The sequence below is a fragment of the Clostridium carboxidivorans P7 genome (genome assembly GCF_001038625.1).
Taxonomy (GTDB): Bacteria; Bacillota; Clostridia; order Clostridiales; family Clostridiaceae; genus Clostridium_AM; species Clostridium_AM carboxidivorans.
The window spans coordinates 2,170,499-2,189,096 of the sequence record NZ_CP011803.1 but is presented as its reverse complement, the minus strand read 5'-3'; the positions used below and the strand labels follow the sequence as shown (position 1 = coordinate 2,189,096).

General features: G+C 29.4%; 26 protein-coding genes. All 26 read left to right on the top strand.

What is annotated here, in order from left to right; genetic code table 11:
• Positions 1 to 187: 187 nt before the first annotated feature.
• The 26 genes from Ccar_RS09480 (at position 188) to Ccar_RS09355 (ending at position 18,585) form a co-directional block, all read left to right on the top strand.
• On the top strand, positions 188 to 676 hold the full coding sequence (locus tag Ccar_RS09480) for a GNAT family N-acetyltransferase (RefSeq protein WP_007060307.1): 489 nt from the start codon (positions 188 to 190) through the stop codon (positions 674 to 676).
• 71 nt (positions 677 to 747) lie between these two features.
• Positions 748 to 1,164, top strand: a complete 417-nt coding sequence (locus tag Ccar_RS09475; RefSeq protein WP_007060308.1) for a hypothetical protein — start codon at positions 748 to 750, stop codon at positions 1,162 to 1,164.
• 65 nt (positions 1,165 to 1,229) lie between these two features.
• Positions 1,230 to 1,754 (top strand): hypothetical protein, encoded by a 525-nt coding sequence (locus Ccar_RS09470; protein ID WP_007060309.1) that lies wholly within the window; start codon positions 1,230 to 1,232, stop codon positions 1,752 to 1,754.
• A gap of 11 nt (positions 1,755 to 1,765) precedes the next feature.
• Positions 1,766 to 2,428 (top strand): DUF1963 domain-containing protein, encoded by a 663-nt coding sequence (locus tag Ccar_RS09465; RefSeq protein ID WP_007060310.1) that lies wholly within the window; start codon positions 1,766 to 1,768, stop codon positions 2,426 to 2,428.
• Between the two features lie 86 nt (positions 2,429 to 2,514).
• Positions 2,515 to 3,093 carry an SUKH-4 family immunity protein gene (locus Ccar_RS09460; protein ID WP_237737325.1) on the top strand — a complete coding sequence of 193 codons (579 nt, stop codon included), beginning with the start codon at positions 2,515 to 2,517 and terminating at the stop codon, positions 3,091 to 3,093.
• Complete coding sequence (locus Ccar_RS09455) at positions 3,090 to 3,506, top strand: hypothetical protein (RefSeq protein ID WP_007060312.1); 417 nt, start codon at positions 3,090 to 3,092, stop codon at positions 3,504 to 3,506. The genes Ccar_RS09460 and Ccar_RS09455 overlap by 4 nt, the downstream gene beginning before the upstream one ends.
• 42 nt (positions 3,507 to 3,548) lie before the next feature.
• Positions 3,549 to 4,388 (top strand): tetratricopeptide repeat protein, encoded by an 840-nt coding sequence (locus tag Ccar_RS09450; protein ID WP_007060313.1) that lies wholly within the window; start codon positions 3,549 to 3,551, stop codon positions 4,386 to 4,388.
• 80 nt (positions 4,389 to 4,468) lie between these two features.
• Entirely contained in the window at positions 4,469 to 5,383 is a 915-nt protein-coding gene (locus Ccar_RS09445; protein WP_007060314.1) for a tetratricopeptide repeat protein, read from the top strand.
• Between the two features lie 16 nt (positions 5,384 to 5,399).
• On the top strand, positions 5,400 to 6,017 hold the full coding sequence (locus tag Ccar_RS09440; RefSeq protein ID WP_007060315.1) for an SMI1/KNR4 family protein: 618 nt from the start codon (positions 5,400 to 5,402) through the stop codon (positions 6,015 to 6,017).
• Between the two features lie 35 nt (positions 6,018 to 6,052).
• Positions 6,053 to 6,568, top strand: a complete 516-nt coding sequence (locus tag Ccar_RS09435) for a hypothetical protein (protein ID WP_007060316.1) — start codon at positions 6,053 to 6,055, stop codon at positions 6,566 to 6,568.
• A gap of 255 nt (positions 6,569 to 6,823) precedes the next feature.
• The gene (locus Ccar_RS09430) at positions 6,824 to 7,315 is read left to right on the top strand and encodes an SMI1/KNR4 family protein (protein ID WP_007060317.1); all 492 of its coding nucleotides are present in this window, start codon (positions 6,824 to 6,826) and stop codon (positions 7,313 to 7,315) included.
• A 56-nt stretch (positions 7,316 to 7,371) separates the two neighbouring features.
• Positions 7,372 to 7,704, top strand: a complete 333-nt coding sequence (locus Ccar_RS09425; RefSeq protein WP_007064627.1) for a hypothetical protein — start codon at positions 7,372 to 7,374, stop codon at positions 7,702 to 7,704.
• Positions 7,705 to 7,827: 123 nt separating this feature from the next.
• A complete protein-coding gene (locus Ccar_RS09420) occupies positions 7,828 to 8,397 on the top strand; it encodes a DUF4303 domain-containing protein (protein ID WP_007060319.1) in 570 nt (189 codons plus the stop codon).
• A 52-nt stretch (positions 8,398 to 8,449) separates the two neighbouring features.
• A complete protein-coding gene (locus Ccar_RS09415; protein ID WP_007060320.1) occupies positions 8,450 to 9,097 on the top strand; it encodes a hypothetical protein in 648 nt (215 codons plus the stop codon).
• A 61-nt stretch (positions 9,098 to 9,158) separates the two neighbouring features.
• Entirely contained in the window at positions 9,159 to 9,911 is a 753-nt protein-coding gene (locus Ccar_RS09410; RefSeq protein WP_007060321.1) for an AAA family ATPase, read from the top strand.
• A gap of 43 nt (positions 9,912 to 9,954) precedes the next feature.
• Positions 9,955 to 10,608 (top strand): hypothetical protein, encoded by a 654-nt coding sequence (locus Ccar_RS09405; RefSeq protein ID WP_007060322.1) that lies wholly within the window; start codon positions 9,955 to 9,957, stop codon positions 10,606 to 10,608.
• A gap of 31 nt (positions 10,609 to 10,639) precedes the next feature.
• Positions 10,640 to 11,416: a YwqG family protein gene (locus tag Ccar_RS09400; protein ID WP_007064628.1), complete on the top strand. Its 777-nt coding sequence runs from the start codon at positions 10,640 to 10,642 to the stop codon at positions 11,414 to 11,416.
• Positions 11,417 to 11,448: 32 nt separating this feature from the next.
• On the top strand, positions 11,449 to 11,889 hold the full coding sequence (locus Ccar_RS09395; RefSeq protein WP_007060324.1) for a hypothetical protein: 441 nt from the start codon (positions 11,449 to 11,451) through the stop codon (positions 11,887 to 11,889).
• 89 nt (positions 11,890 to 11,978) lie between these two features.
• Positions 11,979 to 12,542: a hypothetical protein gene (locus tag Ccar_RS09390; RefSeq protein ID WP_007060325.1), complete on the top strand. Its 564-nt coding sequence runs from the start codon at positions 11,979 to 11,981 to the stop codon at positions 12,540 to 12,542.
• A 44-nt stretch (positions 12,543 to 12,586) separates the two neighbouring features.
• Entirely contained in the window at positions 12,587 to 13,204 is a 618-nt protein-coding gene (locus Ccar_RS09385) for a hypothetical protein (protein WP_007060326.1), read from the top strand.
• 28 nt (positions 13,205 to 13,232) lie between these two features.
• On the top strand, positions 13,233 to 13,724 hold the full coding sequence (locus Ccar_RS09380) for an SMI1/KNR4 family protein (protein ID WP_007060327.1): 492 nt from the start codon (positions 13,233 to 13,235) through the stop codon (positions 13,722 to 13,724).
• A gap of 282 nt (positions 13,725 to 14,006) precedes the next feature.
• Positions 14,007 to 14,789 carry an ankyrin repeat domain-containing protein gene (locus Ccar_RS09375; RefSeq protein ID WP_007060329.1) on the top strand — a complete coding sequence of 261 codons (783 nt, stop codon included), beginning with the start codon at positions 14,007 to 14,009 and terminating at the stop codon, positions 14,787 to 14,789.
• A 50-nt stretch (positions 14,790 to 14,839) separates the two neighbouring features.
• On the top strand, positions 14,840 to 16,234 hold the full coding sequence (locus Ccar_RS09370) for an MATE family efflux transporter (protein ID WP_007060330.1): 1,395 nt from the start codon (positions 14,840 to 14,842) through the stop codon (positions 16,232 to 16,234).
• A gap of 109 nt (positions 16,235 to 16,343) precedes the next feature.
• Positions 16,344 to 17,123, top strand: coding sequence for an alpha/beta fold hydrolase (locus tag Ccar_RS09365; protein ID WP_007060331.1), 780 nt, complete (start codon positions 16,344 to 16,346; stop codon positions 17,121 to 17,123).
• Positions 17,124 to 17,265: 142 nt separating this feature from the next.
• Positions 17,266 to 18,120 (top strand): WD40 repeat domain-containing protein, encoded by an 855-nt coding sequence (locus tag Ccar_RS09360; protein ID WP_007060332.1) that lies wholly within the window; start codon positions 17,266 to 17,268, stop codon positions 18,118 to 18,120.
• Positions 18,121 to 18,174: 54 nt separating this feature from the next.
• On the top strand, positions 18,175 to 18,585 hold the full coding sequence (locus tag Ccar_RS09355; RefSeq protein WP_007060333.1) for a hypothetical protein: 411 nt from the start codon (positions 18,175 to 18,177) through the stop codon (positions 18,583 to 18,585).
• The last annotated feature ends 13 nt before the right edge of the window (positions 18,586 to 18,598 follow it).

Here is an 18,598-nt window from a genome sequence, read left to right as displayed (position 1 = left end):
TACCCCCATCTTTTTCAAGTGGGGGATAAGCACTGCTATGCGCCTGGATAAGTTCTTCTAAGACTCAGATGGGTAAAATGCGTAAATGGCATTTTACGAGATTTTGCTCATGTAAGAGGTATTCCTCACAAGCAAACTCTACCTGAGTCTAAGAATCACTTGATGTATAAAGGAAAGGAAGATTAGTATGGAGATTAAAATTAGACAGGTATCTATAGATGATTTAAATGAAATAGCAGAAGTGGAGAGGATTTGCTTTCCAAAAGCAGAAGCTGCTGCAAAAGAGTCTTTTAAGCAGCGTATAGAAACATTTCCAGAAAGTTTTTTGGTAGCAGAAGTAAATGATAAAATAATTGGATTTGTTAATGGATGTATTATAAATGAAACTGTTATATGTGATGAGCTTTTTGAAGATTCTAAACTTCATGTTCCAAATGGACACTATCAAACTATTTTTGGACTGGATGTAATACCAGAATATCGTAATCAGGGAATTGCAGCTAAATTAATGAATCATATGATAGAAACAGCAAGATCATCAGGTCGAAAAGGAGTTATTTTAACTTGTAAGGAAAGGCTTATTCATTATTATATGAAGTTTGGATACAAAAATAAAGGAGTATCTAAATCAGTTCATGGTGGTGCAAAATGGTATGACATGATTTTAGAATTTTAGTTTTGATATAGAATGGTGCGTAATGGAATTTAGAGAATTATATTTATAATAATGTTTTGGGGGGATAGTATTTGCTAGAAATAAAAGACTTTATAAGAAATGATGAAGAAACGGATGATAGATACATTTGTTTTAATGTAAATAAATGTGTGAAAATTTTTAATAAATCGATTGAAGATATTGAGGAATTAAGAATAAATATTAAAAATGAAACTTTGTTAGAAAATATAATATCTCTTATAAATTCTTATCTGAAATGGTTAAATCAATGTGAGGCAGTATTAAAGACATATTATGAAGGTGAACTTGGAGAAAAGGTTTATGATGAATGGTTTAATGATATAGAAGTTTATAGTACAGATATAACATTTAATTCATCTCAGGATTATGGTGCCACAATTTATTGTGGTGATCAAGTTATTAGAGATCATATTTTAGAAGTAGATTTCAATCAAATGAACTTTGAGGCTATTAGGCTAAATGGATGATTTAATTTGATAAAATGAAGTTTTGACTGTGAAAATATATATTTGTAATAAGTGGAGGATGAGGGATGTTAAGAAAAGAATTGCAGCCACCTAAAATTAATAATGAGTTAGTAGAGGAATTAAAGAAGCTTATTGAGGAAATTTCTAACTTATCTGAACAATACTATGAAGAATATTATGAGAAAAATGAAAAGACAATTTTAAATGATAAGATAGATATACTTAATTCAAAGGTTCAAAAAGCATACGAGCCTGTGGATTTTCAAAATTATATGGGGGCCATGTCTCTTGAGGAATTTGCTAAGGAGATATCTTTACCTAATCCGCCAATAGTCAGTGATATAACGCTTGAAGAAACTGCTAAGATAATAGAAATGATTATTGAACTTAAATCACCAGATGGAATTGAAGAAGTAGAAGATGTAGATAACTATATATGCTATTATATAGAATTATTAGAAAAAAGCATTCATCATAATAATATTTCAGATTTAATATATTGGTATGATGTGGAAGAGTATGGACATGAGCCAAGTGCAAGGGAAATTGCTGAGAAGGCTTTTGAAACAAGAGAAATTAGAAATTTATAAGGGGAAAATACATGATTAAAAAGTATACAATAGAATTTATTGAAGAAAAGAAAAAAGTAGAAAAGCCAATAACTAAGTTTGGTGGACAACCAGTTTGGATAGATAAGGCTCAGTGGCCTATAGATGAAGAAAGTGGCAAACCAATGAAGTTCATATGTCAAATAGAACTTAACCCTGAAATATTTGGTGATAGTGAACTTAAAATGGCTTATTTATTTGTTTCAAAGGGATGGAATAATTATGTTTTAATATGTCAGCCATCAGAAATAAAAGTAATTACAAAAGAGAAAAGTGATGGTCCAAGTATTTGTAAAATGGTAAAGAAAAGAGCAAGTGATATATTTTTATCTAGTGTAAAGTGTGAGTTTACAGTTAACTTGACATTAGGACAAGATTATAATTTTGTACATCAAGAACCTTATTTTGTAGGTGATGAACTCGTTTTTGAAGATACTCCAGAAGATTATGGTGAGGTATTGAATGGAAATAAAATAGGAGGAACACCTCTTTTCATGAGTTGTGATGATCTTCCAGAAGAAGATACATGGAAGTTATTGCTGCAATTAGATGCTACTACTGTTCCCTTTGAACTTAATTTCGGTGATGCAGGAATGGGATTTTTCTTTATAAATATGAAAAATGGTAGTTTAAAGTTTATTATTGAAAGTTGTTAATAAGATATGCATATTTCTATATAAATCAACTTTCAGTGGTTAGAAATAAACTAAAAATTAGGGAAAGTGAAGAAAGGAAAGAAATCATGAGAGATATTATTATGAATTTAAAACTTCCACAAGAGACAAAGGATTTTTTACTAAAAACAAAAATTGAAAAGGATGAATTTCAAGATATAAATATTAAATTTTTCAATAAAGAACATGGAGTTTTATGTGATGTGGTTGAGTGGACAAAGATAAATGATAGTACAGTAACGAATTTAGATGAAAAATTTGTATCAGAATTTTTAAAAGATCTTGAGAAATTCAGATCATATTATGTTGTTGCGGACAACTTAGATAGTGGTAATTTGATAGCGATACAGGAAGTTACAGGAGAAATTTATGAACTTGAACATGAAGTTATAGAAGAAGTTGTAACATACTTTGTTAATTCTTCTTTTTCTAAATTTCATGAGAGTATGAATTATTTTAAGAAAATGAAAAATGAAATTCTTAAGCTTAAAGAAGAGGAAAATGTAGAAGAAATTGAAGCGTTATTTGAAAAGGCTGAAAAAGAACTTAGTTTGATAGATAGAAAAGTAATTATTAATGATGATGAAGATAACATGCAATTTTGGAATGGAGTATTGGGAAACTTTAGAGAGTGGTGTTTAGAGTGAAGAAAGACCTTTTAGAAAAAATAGAAAAACAAGGAGGTTTTAAACCTCCATATAGTATGGATATTTTAGTTTCTATAGAAGATTTTTTTGAAGGCAACAATGCAGCAGGATCATTTGCTGCTAATGCATGTACTGAAAATCTAGATGTACATGAATTTTATGAAATACTAAAAGGCATAAAGCTAAAGGAAAATGTTTTCGAGGTTTGGATATTAATTTGTGATATAGATGAGGAGTGGCCATATTCTGATACCATATATATTTCTACTACTGCAAATGAAGATGATATATACAAATGGTTTGGATATGGATTTCCAAGCGAAGTATGGAAAGTTGATTGTAAAGAATGTGGATTGATACAAACATTGGAATTAAAAAATGGATTTAGAGTATTTGGAGTATGGTGGGATTAACACAATGGAAAATTTTGAAAATCAAAATTTAGGAGGACAATAATGGATAAAAACACAGAGAGTGTAGTAGAAAAAGGATTAGAATTTTTAAATAATGGAGAGTATGAAAAAGCAGAACCATATTTTAATAAGGTTTTAAATATAGATAACAATTATGCTGAAGGCTATTACTTTAGAGGTTACTGTTATGTAAAAATGAAGGAATATGAAAAAGCTTTAATGGACTTAGATAAATCTATAAAGTTAGATCCAAGTGACTCAAGAGCTTATTTTTTCAGAAATAAGTACATATCTTTGTTTAAAGGCAATGGTTACAAATCCGAGTTAAGCAAGAATTTAAGTATTGAAAATCTAGATATTAAAGTGGAAGATTTTAAAATAAATAATAATATAGGTTCAGCTGAATGTGAGGTTAATACCGTAATTTGGGATAACTATATGTCAGTATCCTTGGAAATAAGCCTTGAAGATGAGGATACTTTTGATGATGATAAGATAAAAAACTACATTGATGAATTTAAAAAGTATTTGACATGGCTTGAAAATAGTAAAAAATCAGTTTTTGATGCTCTTGTTAAGGATGATATGATTGGACTTGCAGAAGAGTGGGCTGAAAGTTCAGATGAGGAGATAATTGATGGAGAAAAAGTGTATGTAGATGGTGAGGACATTTTTAGATTGCCAATTAGTGAAGAAGAGTTTTTCCAATCCCTATATTTTAATAGTATGTCAATAAGAATAGATGAAGATAAGGAAATAATGGATTCTAGAATAATGATAGAAGCATTTATAGATACAAAACCAGATTATTTTGCAGGTCATTCAATGGAAGTTACAATAACAGACGACTATAAAATATCAGTTAATGGACTAGCTGGATAAGGTGAGGAATACATAGATTTTTAGTATATAAAAAATGCTAAAACTCATAAGAAAAGTGAAAGAGAAGGTGGTAATAGCATATGGAGTTAGAAAAAGATATATATGATAAAATAATGAAGTTATATAAGCAAGGGGAAAGAAATGAAGAAAAATGTGAATATGAAAAAGCATTTAATAAATATGAAAAAGCTTTCCATATGATACCAGAAAATATAGAGGAATATGATATATCATCATTAATTCTTGTATCCATGGGAGACATAAGACTTTTACAAGGAAATTATAGTGATGCTAAAAATTATTACTTTGATGCTATGAATTGCACAGATGGAATATCAAATCCGTACATATTATTCAATCTAGGAAAATGCTTTTATATACAAAATGATTTTGAAAGAGCCAAAGAGTACTTTATAAGAACCTATATGATGGACGGCACGAATTTGTTTTGTGATGACAATAAGAAGTATTTTCAATTGATAGAAGAATTAGTATCAAAGGATAGTAATGGGAAGTCATCAAAAGAAAAAGTTACTGAAAACAAAAAATCAGTAAAAAATAAAACTTCAGAAGACAGGAAAGCAATAAAGAAAATGGAAGATAAATTTTTTAAAGATAAATTTGAATATATGGACTTGTTTGAAGAAGGAGACATTGATGGAGCACTAAAATTAATTTGGAAAGTGTGGGAATGGTTTCCTGAACCCAAGGTTGAACAAGATTTATTTTATCTATTAATTGAAGATTTTATAGAAATATGTACCGCAGCAAAAAAATTTGATTTAGCAAATAAATATATTAGTTTATTATTTGTTACGGGGCTAAAACGAGTAGATGATGGCAAGAGAGAATTTATCGCAGGCAAGTTAGCATATGAACAAGGAGAAATGAAACTAGCTAAGCAGTTATTCTATATAGCAGATGCTAAATCTGAGGGATATTTATTTAGAGGAAAAGAAAATAAAAAATACAAGGAATTCATAAGAAAAAAGTAATTTTACGAGGTGGAAAATGATTAAAGAAGAAAAGGAAGTTATAAAAAAATACTTTGAAATCTTAACTGAAAATCATCCCGAAAAATTTGAAATAGAAGAAATGTTTGATGATGATGGAGAATCTATTGTTCCAGAAAATATGGAGGATAGCAATGATGCAAATAAATGGGTGCTGTTAGAATCAAATGTGTCAGAAGAAGATATTCTTAAATTAGAGAAAGAATTCAATGTGAAATTACCATCTCTATATAAAGCATTTATTTCTACATATTTTCATATGTTTGAAGAACTAGATGGAGTTTTAGATGATTTCCATTGTGAGGATGTCAAGGAGGTTTATGTTGATATTCTGACTCAACCATCAAATAAGCCACTGCAGGTTATAGAAAATGTTTATAAAGAATGTGAAGAGATAATAGAATTTGGATATATACCTATAGGAGATTTTAATGGATGGGGTCCTATTTGTTTTGATGTACATAATAACTATAAGCTTGTATGGCTTGATCACGAAGAATATTATAATTGTGAAACTAGAGAAGAGTTAGAAGAATTAGGAGAAACAATTTTTGGTGATTTTAAAGAATTTATGGATTGTTTTTTTGCTGGAGTTACACATAAATGTGAAATGTAAAGATTCAAAAGATTTGATATAGGAGGACAAGTTATATGAATAAGGAAAAAATTAATTTTGATATAAACCTTTCAATAGATGGAATGGGTATAGTTTTTTATTCTGATGGAGCAGTTAAAAATATTAAAGAAGGAGAAGATTTCTTTGAAAATGAATATGCAAAACCAGATCAAGTAGCTGGGCATATAAGAAAAGGTGATATTGTTGGTTTTTGTACAGGCAGCGGAGGAGACTATATATTAAAATTTAGGGATGGTTATCCTAGCGATGAAATTGATGAGCAGTATCCAATTAGTATTCGTTTAGCTATTGTAATAGATGGAGGGAGGCTGTGCATGATAGATTTGTTTTGGCTATCGGACTGGGATTCAGAATGTCCAGAGGATCAGCAAATCAAGTTAGAAGATGGAATATATCATATTACTTTGAATACAAAGCTGCCAGAGTCGGGAATTTATGGTGATGATCAAGAAATATATGTATATTTAAATAAAGTAGATGAAATGCCTGAATTAATGTGGCAAGGAGTTCCACAACTTTTTAAAGAATAGCCTCAAATTTTCTTAATGAGATAGTTATTATATATAATATTTCCTGCACTATCATATGACATGATCAAAAGATAAACAGTAAGAAGAAAAAATGGATAAGGACATTATGAAAGAAAAAGTTGAGAGTTTCCTAAAAAAATTAGAGATATTAATTGGTTCATATATGCTGGTGAGGATAGTGATAAATACACTGTTGTGTTATCTTTCACTGAAGCATGGGATGATTGGAATGATAAAATGCTAGAGGTGTAGATATTGATTAGTATTAAAGAATTTATAGAATGGGCTAAAGCAAGCTGCTGGAACATAAAAGAAAATGAAAAATGTGATGTAAATCTATCTAATGAAGTAAGAGAAAGATATAAGGCAATACCTTATGAATATTTTGAATTTCTTAAGCAAGTAAAACAGTGTATATCATCTAATGAAAAAAGTTGGTTTCTATGTGAAGAAGAATATGATGGAAAATCAGATATTGTATTTAAATGGAATGAGTTTGAAATCTTAAGCTTAGAGGCTGCAGGGGATGATAGTGAATGGAAAAATGAAATTAAAAACTGGTGGAATAGATATTTTCCAATATTGATATCGGTAGATAATGGCTATTCTTTTTACGCTATAGATATGGAAAGTGAAAATGGAACAATAGTTTATGGATGTGAACCAGAATTTGAAGAAGTAGATGCAGCTGCAGATAATTTTATAGAATTTTTGCAGATGATAGTGAATATGGAAAGGCAACTATGATACTGTGATTTTAAAGATGCAGCTTTAATTGTATGTAGATAAAGGATGGTAATGAGATGTATGCAGAATTTGAGAAATGCAAAGATCCTTCGCTGCAGTGGATTATTGAATTAAGTGAAATTATGAATTGGCAAGCAATGTCTGATAGATCAGGAGTTTGGACATATTATGAGGTGCTGAATATTGACTCTAAACAAATATTAATTAAGAATTTAAAAGCCAAAAATGAAAGTGAAATTCTAAGCAAATATAGTGCAGGTATAAACAATTATAATAATGAAGAAGTAATGTCTGAAATTGACCATTGGATTACTAAGAATGAAACAAAAATCTATAAGTATATTGAAGAAATATTAATTACAAATAGAAAATGGTTTTATAAATTATAAACGTGTTAAAAATTATTGATAAAGCTCAGAAAGATTATGCAATAAAAATATCAGAATCTACGAATAATTTTATTATTAATGTAAGCAAATAAAAGAATATAAAGTTGATGGAGGATAAATTTAATGCAATCAGAATTTAATTTTCAAAAATTTAAAGAAGGGGTTATTCTTGCTGTAAAGAAAGCTTTTTTAGAAATTATGGAGGAATATAAAGATTCTACAGTATATGCATTTTCACTAACTTGTGATTCGGCTGCTAGATCTATAGGAGTTGTGGCAAATACAAAGGAGTCATTAGAGGAACAAATAGAAGATGAAGAAGATAGCTATTATTATAAATTTTGTGAACAGGAATGGGAAATATGGGATGCTGCAGATGACGAATTTCAGAAGCTTAGAAATATGTTAGTAGAATTTCAAGAAAATAATGAAGATGAAATAAGCGATTCGGAAACATGCATATACACAGAATTTTTTGAGGAATACAGAGAAAAAATTTTCGATACATGTGTACAAGCATTAATAGAAATAAAGGATGAAGGACTTTTTCAAAATAAGTGTAATGAAGATTTCTTTATTAATTTTATGATGCCTGAGTATTTAGATGAAGAAGATTCAATAGAAATCTTTAGAAAACTTAATAGTGGAAAAATAGTGAAAGAATATAAAGAACATATAGAAGATTTTATTTAGCAAATAATCAAATATATAGAGGAAGAAGAATAAACGATTAGGAGATGATTTTATGCTTAAAATTAGTGAAGACGAACAAGAAGTGTTTTGGGATAAGATTGTTGATTTAGGTGTTATGGGGAAATTTAAGGATATTTCTATAGATTTATATGGCTGTGATACAGCAGGAGTAACAGAAAACATGGTTGAAGAAGAGAAATTATCAAAGATTTCAAAATACTATGGTGAGAGGTTTAAAGAGTTAGAAGCTGATGTGAAGTATATAAATGAGCAATTCTTAATGTGGATTATAACTCATTTATGTGATATAGAATATCCTTTTTGGGAGTTTGGATTTAGAGATAAAAGCAATAAAAAATATCCAGATTATATAGTTGAAGAGGAAATGAAAAAGTTTGAAGATGAAAATGGAAAAGTAATTCATGACTTAAATAATCCAAGTCCAGTTTATAAAAAAATACAGGAATACAATGCGTATACCAATAAGGACAATTTAACAAGTTATGAAATTGTAGATAAATATTTGCCAATGCTTGATTTTAAAAAGCTTGTAGCTACAATTGAAGCTGACAGCCTTGATACTTATGAAGAGAAAATACATTTTCAAGTTAGCAGTGAAGTATGTGGAGGATTATTGTTTTGTGCCACTTATGGAACTATACATGAAAATAACAAATTAGAAGTTACACATAATTGTTAAATAAAGTGGATGTTAAACCCAATATCAATTTCTCTAAATAGATTGGAGGAAAGATTTACGAATGGAAAAGTTTAAATTAAATCAATATTTAAGAACAGTTAGGTTATGTAGGGAAGATGTAGATTCATTTGATATATACCCATTTTCTTTAGAGGCAGTGAAAAATTTAAATACTTTAGATTTTCACCCAAAAGTAACATTTATTGTAGGTGAAAATGGAACTGGTAAATCAACCATACTTGAAGCAATAGCGACAGCTTGCGGCTTTAATCCTGAGGGAGGAACAAAAAACTTTACCTTTTCCACAATGAATACTCATTCGGAATTATATAAGTATTTAAGGTTGGTAAAAGGTGTTAAACGTCCAGAAGATGGATTTTTTCTTAGAGCAGAAAGTTTTTATAATGTTGCAACTAATATAGAAGAGTTGGATAGAGAAGGTGATATGCCTAAAATTATAGATTCATATGGAGGAGTTTCACTTCATGAACAATCTCATGGAGAAGCTTTTTTATCATTATTGATCAATAAATTTAGGGGAAATAGCTTATATATTTTAGATGAGCCTGAAGCAGCTTTATCACCATCAAGACAGATGACTATGCTTGCAAGAATACATGAATTAGTTCAGCAGGGTTCACAATTTATAATTGCAACTCATTCTCCTATAATAATGGCTTATCCTGATTCACTAATATATGAATTAAAAGGTGAATTTAGAAAAGTAGGATATAAAGATACTGAGCATTTTCAAGTTATGAAGCAATTTGTAAATAACACTGAAAAAATGTTGGATATAATTATGAATCCATAATTCAGTGAAGATAATACATAATTGTTAAGCAGAGGAGATAAAAATGGAAATAGAAAGCGTAAAAGTTATTAAAGTTAAAAAAGAATACATGAATTCTATGGAGGGACAAAATAAGTTAGTTAATATCATAAATGGTGATATTAATTGTGAAGAATTAATTAAGTATGAGATCAGCGACTACACTATAAGTGAAATTTTTCGCGAGGACTATTATATTAAGAATTATCAGGATGATAAGGAATATAAAAAAGAAAGAGCTGTTCATGCTTTATTATTTGGAGGGAGTGATTTCAATTATACATATAGTGACTGGGAGACTGAACTTGGAATAGAAAATCAGGCAAAAGAACAAATTGCAGAAAGAGTAGTTCAGATGTGGGGTATAGCGCCGGAAAATAAAGAAGAAATTGAAATGATAGCAAGTAGTTTTGTAAATCATGATAATCTTTGCTTAAGATATATGTCAGTAGAAAACATAGAAAGAGTAATTTCTGATTTAGAGCATTTAGATGTATTAAGCATATGTAGAAGTATAGAAAAAGAACTTAATTCGCAAGGGATTTCTTTTGATGCAATTGATGAAGGGGATATTGAATTTATAAATTCTTTAAAAGGATTTTTTAAAGAAGCAATAAAAGATAGAAGTGGTATAGTATATGCTTTAAGTGACAGTTGTGATTTTTGCGAAGAAGATTAATAAAATTTTATTTAAGGATAGGTGAATAATGATGAAAAATTCAATTATAGAATTACCAGAAAGTTTAGAAAAATATAGGAATAAAATAGAAAAAACTATAAAACCATATGTGAAGATTAAATTAAAAGAACAAGAAACCAAACCTTGGGAAAGTAAATTAGGAGGAAATCCTTATTTAGAAATTGGCATGGAATATCCTAAAGCATCTAATGGAGAAAGTTTAAGATTATTAGCCCAAATAAACTTTGAGGAAGTTCCCCATTTAGAATATTTTCCTAAAAAAGGTATACTACAATTTTTCATACTTGCTGATGATATGTATGGACTTAGTGAACCATGTGTACAGGATACATTTAGAGTAATATATATACCTAAGGTTGAAAAAAATGAAGACAATTTAATAAAGGATTTTTCATTTTTAGGAGACTTAGAAGAAGATTGGTACATGCCTTTTAGCAGCGAAGGTAAAATGAACTTTTCATTAGAATATATGCCTATACCTTGGGGAGAATATAGATTTAACAATGCGTACAAGGATATAAGTTTAACAGATGAAGAAGATGATGATTATATGGAGAAATTAAACATTGATGGATGTAAAATGGGAGGATATGCTACTTTTACTCAAGATGATCCAAGAGATGAAGAAGAATTAAATAGTTTTAATACTTTACTTCTTCAGCTTGATTATGAAAAAGAATGTGATTTGATGTTTGGAGATGCAGGTATTGCAAACTTTTTTATAAATGAAGAAGATTTAAAGAAATTAGATTTTACAAAAGTTTTGTACAATTGGGACTGCTGTTAATAAAATAGTATTATTAAAATGAAGGTGATTTTGTGAGATATAAAGAAGAAATTAGTTTTTTAGAAATAGTTGAAGATAAAAAAGAGTTTGAAATGAACAGTCGTGAAAAATGGACAAATGGACAAATAAAGGAATTAGTTGACCAGCATTTAGGTATACCTCAGGATTATTTGGATTATCTTAAAGAAATAGGAACAGGATCCTTTAGGGAATGTCAATTTGTAGTTCATGGAGCTTTAGAAACTATAGAGGATCTTACAGGGTATGACTTGTATGATTTGGAAAATAAAAAATTTCTAGTTTTTGGAGATAACTTTAGTGGAGATTTTTCAGGATTTCTTATTGAAGAAGATTGGAAAGTTGCTGAGTTTTGGCATGAATGTGAAGAACTACATGTTTATGGACAAACCTTTCAACAATATATAAGAGAACAAATGTTAATGGATGAGAATGGCGAGGATACAAGAGAATAACTTTAAGAAAAAGTTACACCAATGAAATATAAGATATAAGTTTCGGAAATTTTAAAGAAAATAATAATTTAGAAGTGAGGAAGCGGAAGATGGAGGTCAATTACATAGAATTAAAGAAAAAAATTGTTGAATTTGCAAAAATTGAGGTTCTTAATTTTTTGAAGCAGAATCCTGGAAATACATATAAAGCATTTGGTTTTGATGTAAGTGGTTTTTACGGCACTATTAATTTGTGCTTAGAGACAGAGGAACATTTTCGTAGTGCCTTTGAAAAAGCATTAAAAAACTATGATAACATTTCTAGTTTAGCTAAGAAGCTAATGAACAGAGAAGATAATGCATTAAACAATACGTATATTCCTGCAGAATGGTCCAATGCTGATTTTGCTTCTGAAAATTATGCGGAAAATGGTTATTTTGGAGAGAGCAAATATGAGATATTGATGGAAGATGAGGATTGGAGTTACAAGTTACTTAATACATTTTCGCAAGCTCTTATTGAATTTTTAGATACTGAAGAATATCATTTAATACCAAAAACTAGGGACTTTAAGGTGATTTGTATGGATTTTGATGAAGTTAATGTTAGAGAGAGTGCTGAAAGAATGCTTGTGATATCAAGTAATCCTGTATTTAAAATATTTAATAATTAAAATAATAAAAAATTATAAATAGAATAGAAAAGGAAGTGGTTTTAATGGGCATGTTTCTAGCAATGTCAGGTGTAATAGGAAAAAGTACAAAGGAAGTAATACAAGCTTTGCAGGATTATACTAAATTCAAAAAAGGAACTATGGAGGAAGCAGCAGTAGTGAATGAAACTTTTGACTTATGTGTTGTTGGTGGAAATGATAAAAATACAACAGTTGTTTATCCAGATGATTTTTTTGAATGGGATGAGGCATCAGAGTATTTATCCAAAGTATTGAATACAAGTGTATTTTCATTTCATATTCACGACAGTGATCTTTGGATGTATATTTTCTATAATTGCGGTAATGTTGAAGATAAGTTTAATCCCATTCCGAACTATTGGGAAGAATTATCCCAAACTGAAATTGAAGAATGGAGAGGTAAGCCAGAAATAATTTGTAACTTTATACAGGGTGTTTTATTAAAGGATATTGAAAATTACTATAAGGTTTGGGATGAGGATGATTTTAATGAGGAGAAAGCTTATGAAGAAGATGAATTTGGCTTTGGTGAAGATTGGCAAGTTGTAGATTTTATGGATAAGCTCAATATAATATATCCATTTGACAAAGAAAATGGATTTCCAATAGGTAAAACTTATAAATTTACAATTCAGGATTAGTTACAAAATTTAAATAGATGGTGATATTGTGAGATACAAAAGAGAACTTGAGGCATTAAAATATATAGACCAATTAGATGCTCAACTAAATTCACATAAAGAAGAAAGAGAATTGTACTCTAAAAAGCAGATAGAAGAACTGCGAAAGGAATATCCTCAAATTCCTGAGGATTATCTTGATTATCTTTCAGAAATAGGAGCAGGCAGTTTTGGAAAGGAGTTTTCTACTATTTGGGGGGAACTATGTGAAATCCAAGATTTTTATGATGAGAGTCTTTTAGAATTTTTGGATTTTGAAGAAAGAGTAGTACAATTTGGATGTGACCCTTCTGGTAAAGCTTTAGTTTTTCTAATTGATGAGAATTGGGAAGTGGGAGAAATTTGGGACGATGATTTAGGTAGTATATATAGAATCGGAAAAACATTTTATGATTATATTTGTGAAATAATAGATTGTCTTTACAAAGTCGAAAGAAAGAGCAATTTTATTGTGAATGACAAAAGTGAAAATAGTAATTGACTGCAAATAGAGGATGATAAAAATATAACAAATTCTTTTATATAGAAGGGGTGAGTTAAAATAATAAGTTATTCTGAAGAGGAATTATATAATTTAACCAAGTCTTCTACTGATTTTGATTGTTTGCCAATGGGAGGTAAGGTGGAGGAGTTTGTAAACTTTATTGAGAGAAACGGAAATGATGAATTTTCAATAGATGATTTAAAAGAAATGTTTTTAAAATCAAAGCTTAAGAGTCAATGAAAAAACAAGGAATTAGTATTGCATAGAAGGAGTTAAAAAATGAATTTGAATAAGCAAGAAATAGAAAAATGTAATGATCCTAGTGAACTTGGAGATATGCTAAGGAATGCGGCAGAAGAAGGCGAATTTGAGTTAGTTAAATTAATTATAAATAAAGGCTTAGCGGATATAAATTATAATGGTGCTGATAAAGTATTTGTATGTAAACCTACTCCTCTTCAATGTGCTGTAATAGGAGGAAATTTAGATATTGTTAAATTTTTACTACAAAATGGTGCAGATGTATCAATAACAGACAAATGGGGATATAGACCTTTTAATGAAGCGGTTGAAGCAAGTAATGATAGGTGGTGCCATAGACTTTATAATGAATCAGCAGGAAAAGATGATAAAGAAATACTTAAGCTTATTAAAAGCTGTGAACCTAAAGAATGGCATCAGCGTGAATGGTGTATTGAAAGATTAAAAAAATTAGGATTGCCAAATGATGCTATTGAATTTCTAGGTTCTCAAAATAGGAGGATAGATTTGCAGGAATCTGAATGGACAAACTATGTTGAATTTTATGCACTTGATGAGGTAAGAACATTTAAGTGGAAGGACATGACTTTCGTTGACTTGATATATGATGTAGATGATTATGGGAATATAGGAGTAATATCCTGGATTACAGAACATAAAAGCTTTGCATGTTTAGACATGGAACATGGAATGTTTGGTTTTATTAAAGAAATGACTTGGAGTGAATTTTTGAAAAGTCCTGCTAAGTTTATTGATGGATCATTGTCTTGGGAATTTTTTGATTTAGATGATGAAGATTAGATTTGAAGGATATAGTAAAGCATTATGTTTAGTTGAAGGAAGGTTTTTATATGAAGAAAGATACAACTACTAAATTAGGAACGGACAGTATAGGAAAATTACTATTTAAATTAGCAGCTCCAGCTATTATAGCTCAATTAGTTAATATGCTTTACAATATTGTGGATCGTATTTATATAGGGCACATTCCTAATGTAGGAGTACATGCTTTAACAGGAGTAGGATTAACCTTCCCAATTACTATGATTATTGCAGCCTTTAGTTTATTAATAGGGATGGGAGGAGCACCAAGAGCTGCTATAAAAATGGGAGAAAATAAGTATGAGGAAGCAGAAGAAATTCTAGGTAATTGTTTCATATCAATTATTATAATTTCTATATTATTAACTATAATATTTTTACTTTTTGGAAAAAATATGCTAATGGCTTTTGGTGCAAGCACAGAAACGCTGCCTTATGCACTAAATTTTTTAAATACCTATGTTATTGGAACAATATTTGTGCAAATTACTTTGGCATTAAATGCTTTTATTTCAACTCAAGGATTCTCTAAAATTAGTATGCTATCAGTTATTATAGGGGCTGGTTTAAGTGTAATACTAGATCCTATTTTTATATTTGTTTTTGGAATGGGTGTAAAGGGAGCAGCTTTTGCAAATGTTATAGCACAAGCTATTTCGGCTATATGGGTACTAAAGTTTTTACTTGGAAACAAAACAAAACTTAAAATACGTAAAAAAAATATGAAGATGAAAAAGTCCATAATAATACCTGTAATTCTTTTGGGTGTATCCCCTTTTGTTATGCAAAGTACAGAAAGCCTTTTAAATGTTACATTTAATTCATCACTACAAAAATATGGTGGGGACATAGCAGTAGGTTCTATGACTATTTTATCTAGCTTAATGCAAATATCATTTACCTTAACAACAGGATTAACCCAAGGAGCACAGCCAATTATTAGCTATAATTATGGTGCTAAGAATAATAAACGTGTAAAAAAAGCATTTAAGCTTCTTATAAGCTGTTCACTAGGTGTTACCTTGGTATATTGGGCATGTATAATGTTAAAACCAGGAGCATTTATTTCAATATTTAATAGCGATCCTAAGCTTTTAAAAACCGGTATATGGGCTATACAAATTTATATGGCAACTTCATTTGTATTAGGAGCCCAAGCTGCTTGTCAACAAACTTTTATAGCAGTTGGACAAGCAAAATGGTCTATATTTCTTGCATTATTGCGTAAAGTAATTTTGCTTATTCCACTTATATATATATTGCCAAATTTCTTTTCAGATAAAGTTTTTGCTGTATTTCTCTCAGAGCCTGTATCAGATTTAATTGCAACTACTGTAACTGTAATTACATTTAAAATTCAATTTAAGAAAATGTTGGATAAAAATCATAAATCAATAGATTCAAGAATTGCTTTGCAGAATTAGACTAGCAGCAGTGCCAAAAGGAGAATGTAATTTGCTTGAAAAGATTTTTAGTTTGTAATTATTTTAATATATTTTGTGTTTTGAGTACATTGAAAGGAATGAACGTTTTATGAAAGAATACATAGTAGATAACATGAAAAACAAGATGAGATATCATGATTTACCTGGTGATGATACACCTATATTATTTATTCATGGATTAGGCTGTGCTGGATCATTTGATTATCCTGAAGTAGCAGCACAAACTGATTTAATAAATCACAGACGAATATTAATAGATTTACTTGGCAGTGGATTTAGTGATAAACCAGATAATTATTTATATACTGTAAAAGAGCATGCAAATTATTTGTATAATTTTGTTCAGGATTTAAAGCTTTCTAAGTTTATTATTTTTGGCCATAGTTTAGGCGGTGCTGTTGCACTTGAACTTGCTAATAAATGCAAAGATAATATTGAGACAATCATTCTTAGTGAAGCTAACTTAGACAAAAGTAATAAAGGCTCATCAACTTATGAATTTGGAACTTATCAGGAAGAAGATTTTATAAATGGAATATTTGATGAAATTGTCAATAAGAATTCAAGTAAAAATTCTATGTGGGCAGCCACATTATCAGTTTGGTCTTCTACAGCAGCTAGTAGGATTTCAAAGTCAGCAGTTACGGGAGCAGAGCCATCCTGGCGTGAAATATTATATTCATTGAAATGCAAAAGAACATTTATTTTTGGTGAAAAATCTTTACCAGATGATGACCAAACTGAAATTAAGAAACACATGATAAATATTGAAATCGTAAAATCAGCGGGACATTCTATGGCTTGGGAAAATCCAAAAGGATTAGCAGAAGCAATTGAGAAAGGTATTCTTTATGCACGAGAATTATAGATTTTAAAAATAGATTCACATTTAATTCCTAATAATATAGAAAAAAGTTACAATGAGTAATTAATATAAATTTCAAGTTAAGTATTATAAAGAGTAAATTATTTAAAAAGAAATAAAACAATTTTTTAAGAGGAGATTATATATGAAAGTTTACGAATTGTATTCTTCAGCAAATGGAAATTATCTTATTGCAGGGGCCTTTGAGAAGGATACTCAAGTATGGAATATGCGAACATATACAAAAATTATAGATTTAAAAACAAAGTATGGATCAGGTGGAAAACGTTTGGCTATATCTGATAATGGTCAATTTTGTGCAGCTGCAGCTTATAACAGGTTTGGGGTAACACTATATGATGCAAAAAGTGGAGAAATTACCTGGAATATTAAAGAGATTAAACATATTCAGAGAATAAGATTTACTGGAAACGATGAAAATTTATCTGTGAGTAATAATGAGAATCAAACATTTGTACTAGATTTAGCAGATGGAAAAATAATATCTAAAACAAATGGAGCAAGAAACATTATATATAACAAATATGGCAGTGATCTAATTATGAATGATTATTATATAAAATATGATAACTACAGGATAGAACCAAAGAAAGAAAAATTAATTTTAGATGTGTGCTGTTTACCAAATGGTTTTGCATGTTCAACTGTTGGTGAAGGATTATATGTATATAATACTGGAGGATTGCTTGTGTGGAAAGCAGATAACAATAAGAATGAGCATTTTGTCAGTATTTCATATTTAAAGAAATATAACTATGTTTGTGGAATTGTATATAAATATAATTCTCCAAGGACAACACCATATTATGTAGTTTATTGTTATGATGCTGAAACAGGGGATTTAAAGTATGCACATGATTTAGATGATGGATTTTCATATGCTTTTATTAGAGAATCAGAACAAATTATTTCTGGAAGTGGAAGAGTGTTTCAGTTGAATGAAGCTGGAGCTGATGTTATTAAAAAAATTAAATTTTAATTTATTATTGGATTTCAAAGAACAATTAAAACTATTTCTTAGGAGGAATTTAATGTGAGCAGAATTAGTAAATATATGAAGGAAATGCTTGAGATATATGGTGATAAGGTAGAACTTACTAAAAGTACTTATGATGAAAGGACCTTATCATTGTCACCCAAAGCTTTAAGAGAGTTTTACGCTGAATATTCAAAGGTGGATTTACCATTTGGATATATATATTCTATTGAAAACTCATTAAAAGATTCACAAGCTGAACCTTTTAAAAGTGAAGGCTTTTTTTCCTTTGGTTTTGATGGATACTTTTCTTATTGGCTGTGTTTGTTTACACCTGATGATGATGGCCTATCATTTACATCTTGGGATCATGAGAGTGGTGCAGATATAGATGGAGCAGTATATAAGGATATTATAGAATTTTTAGAAGCTGTGCGATCAGAATATGAAGAAAATAAAGATGAATGAGAATAATTAAAGT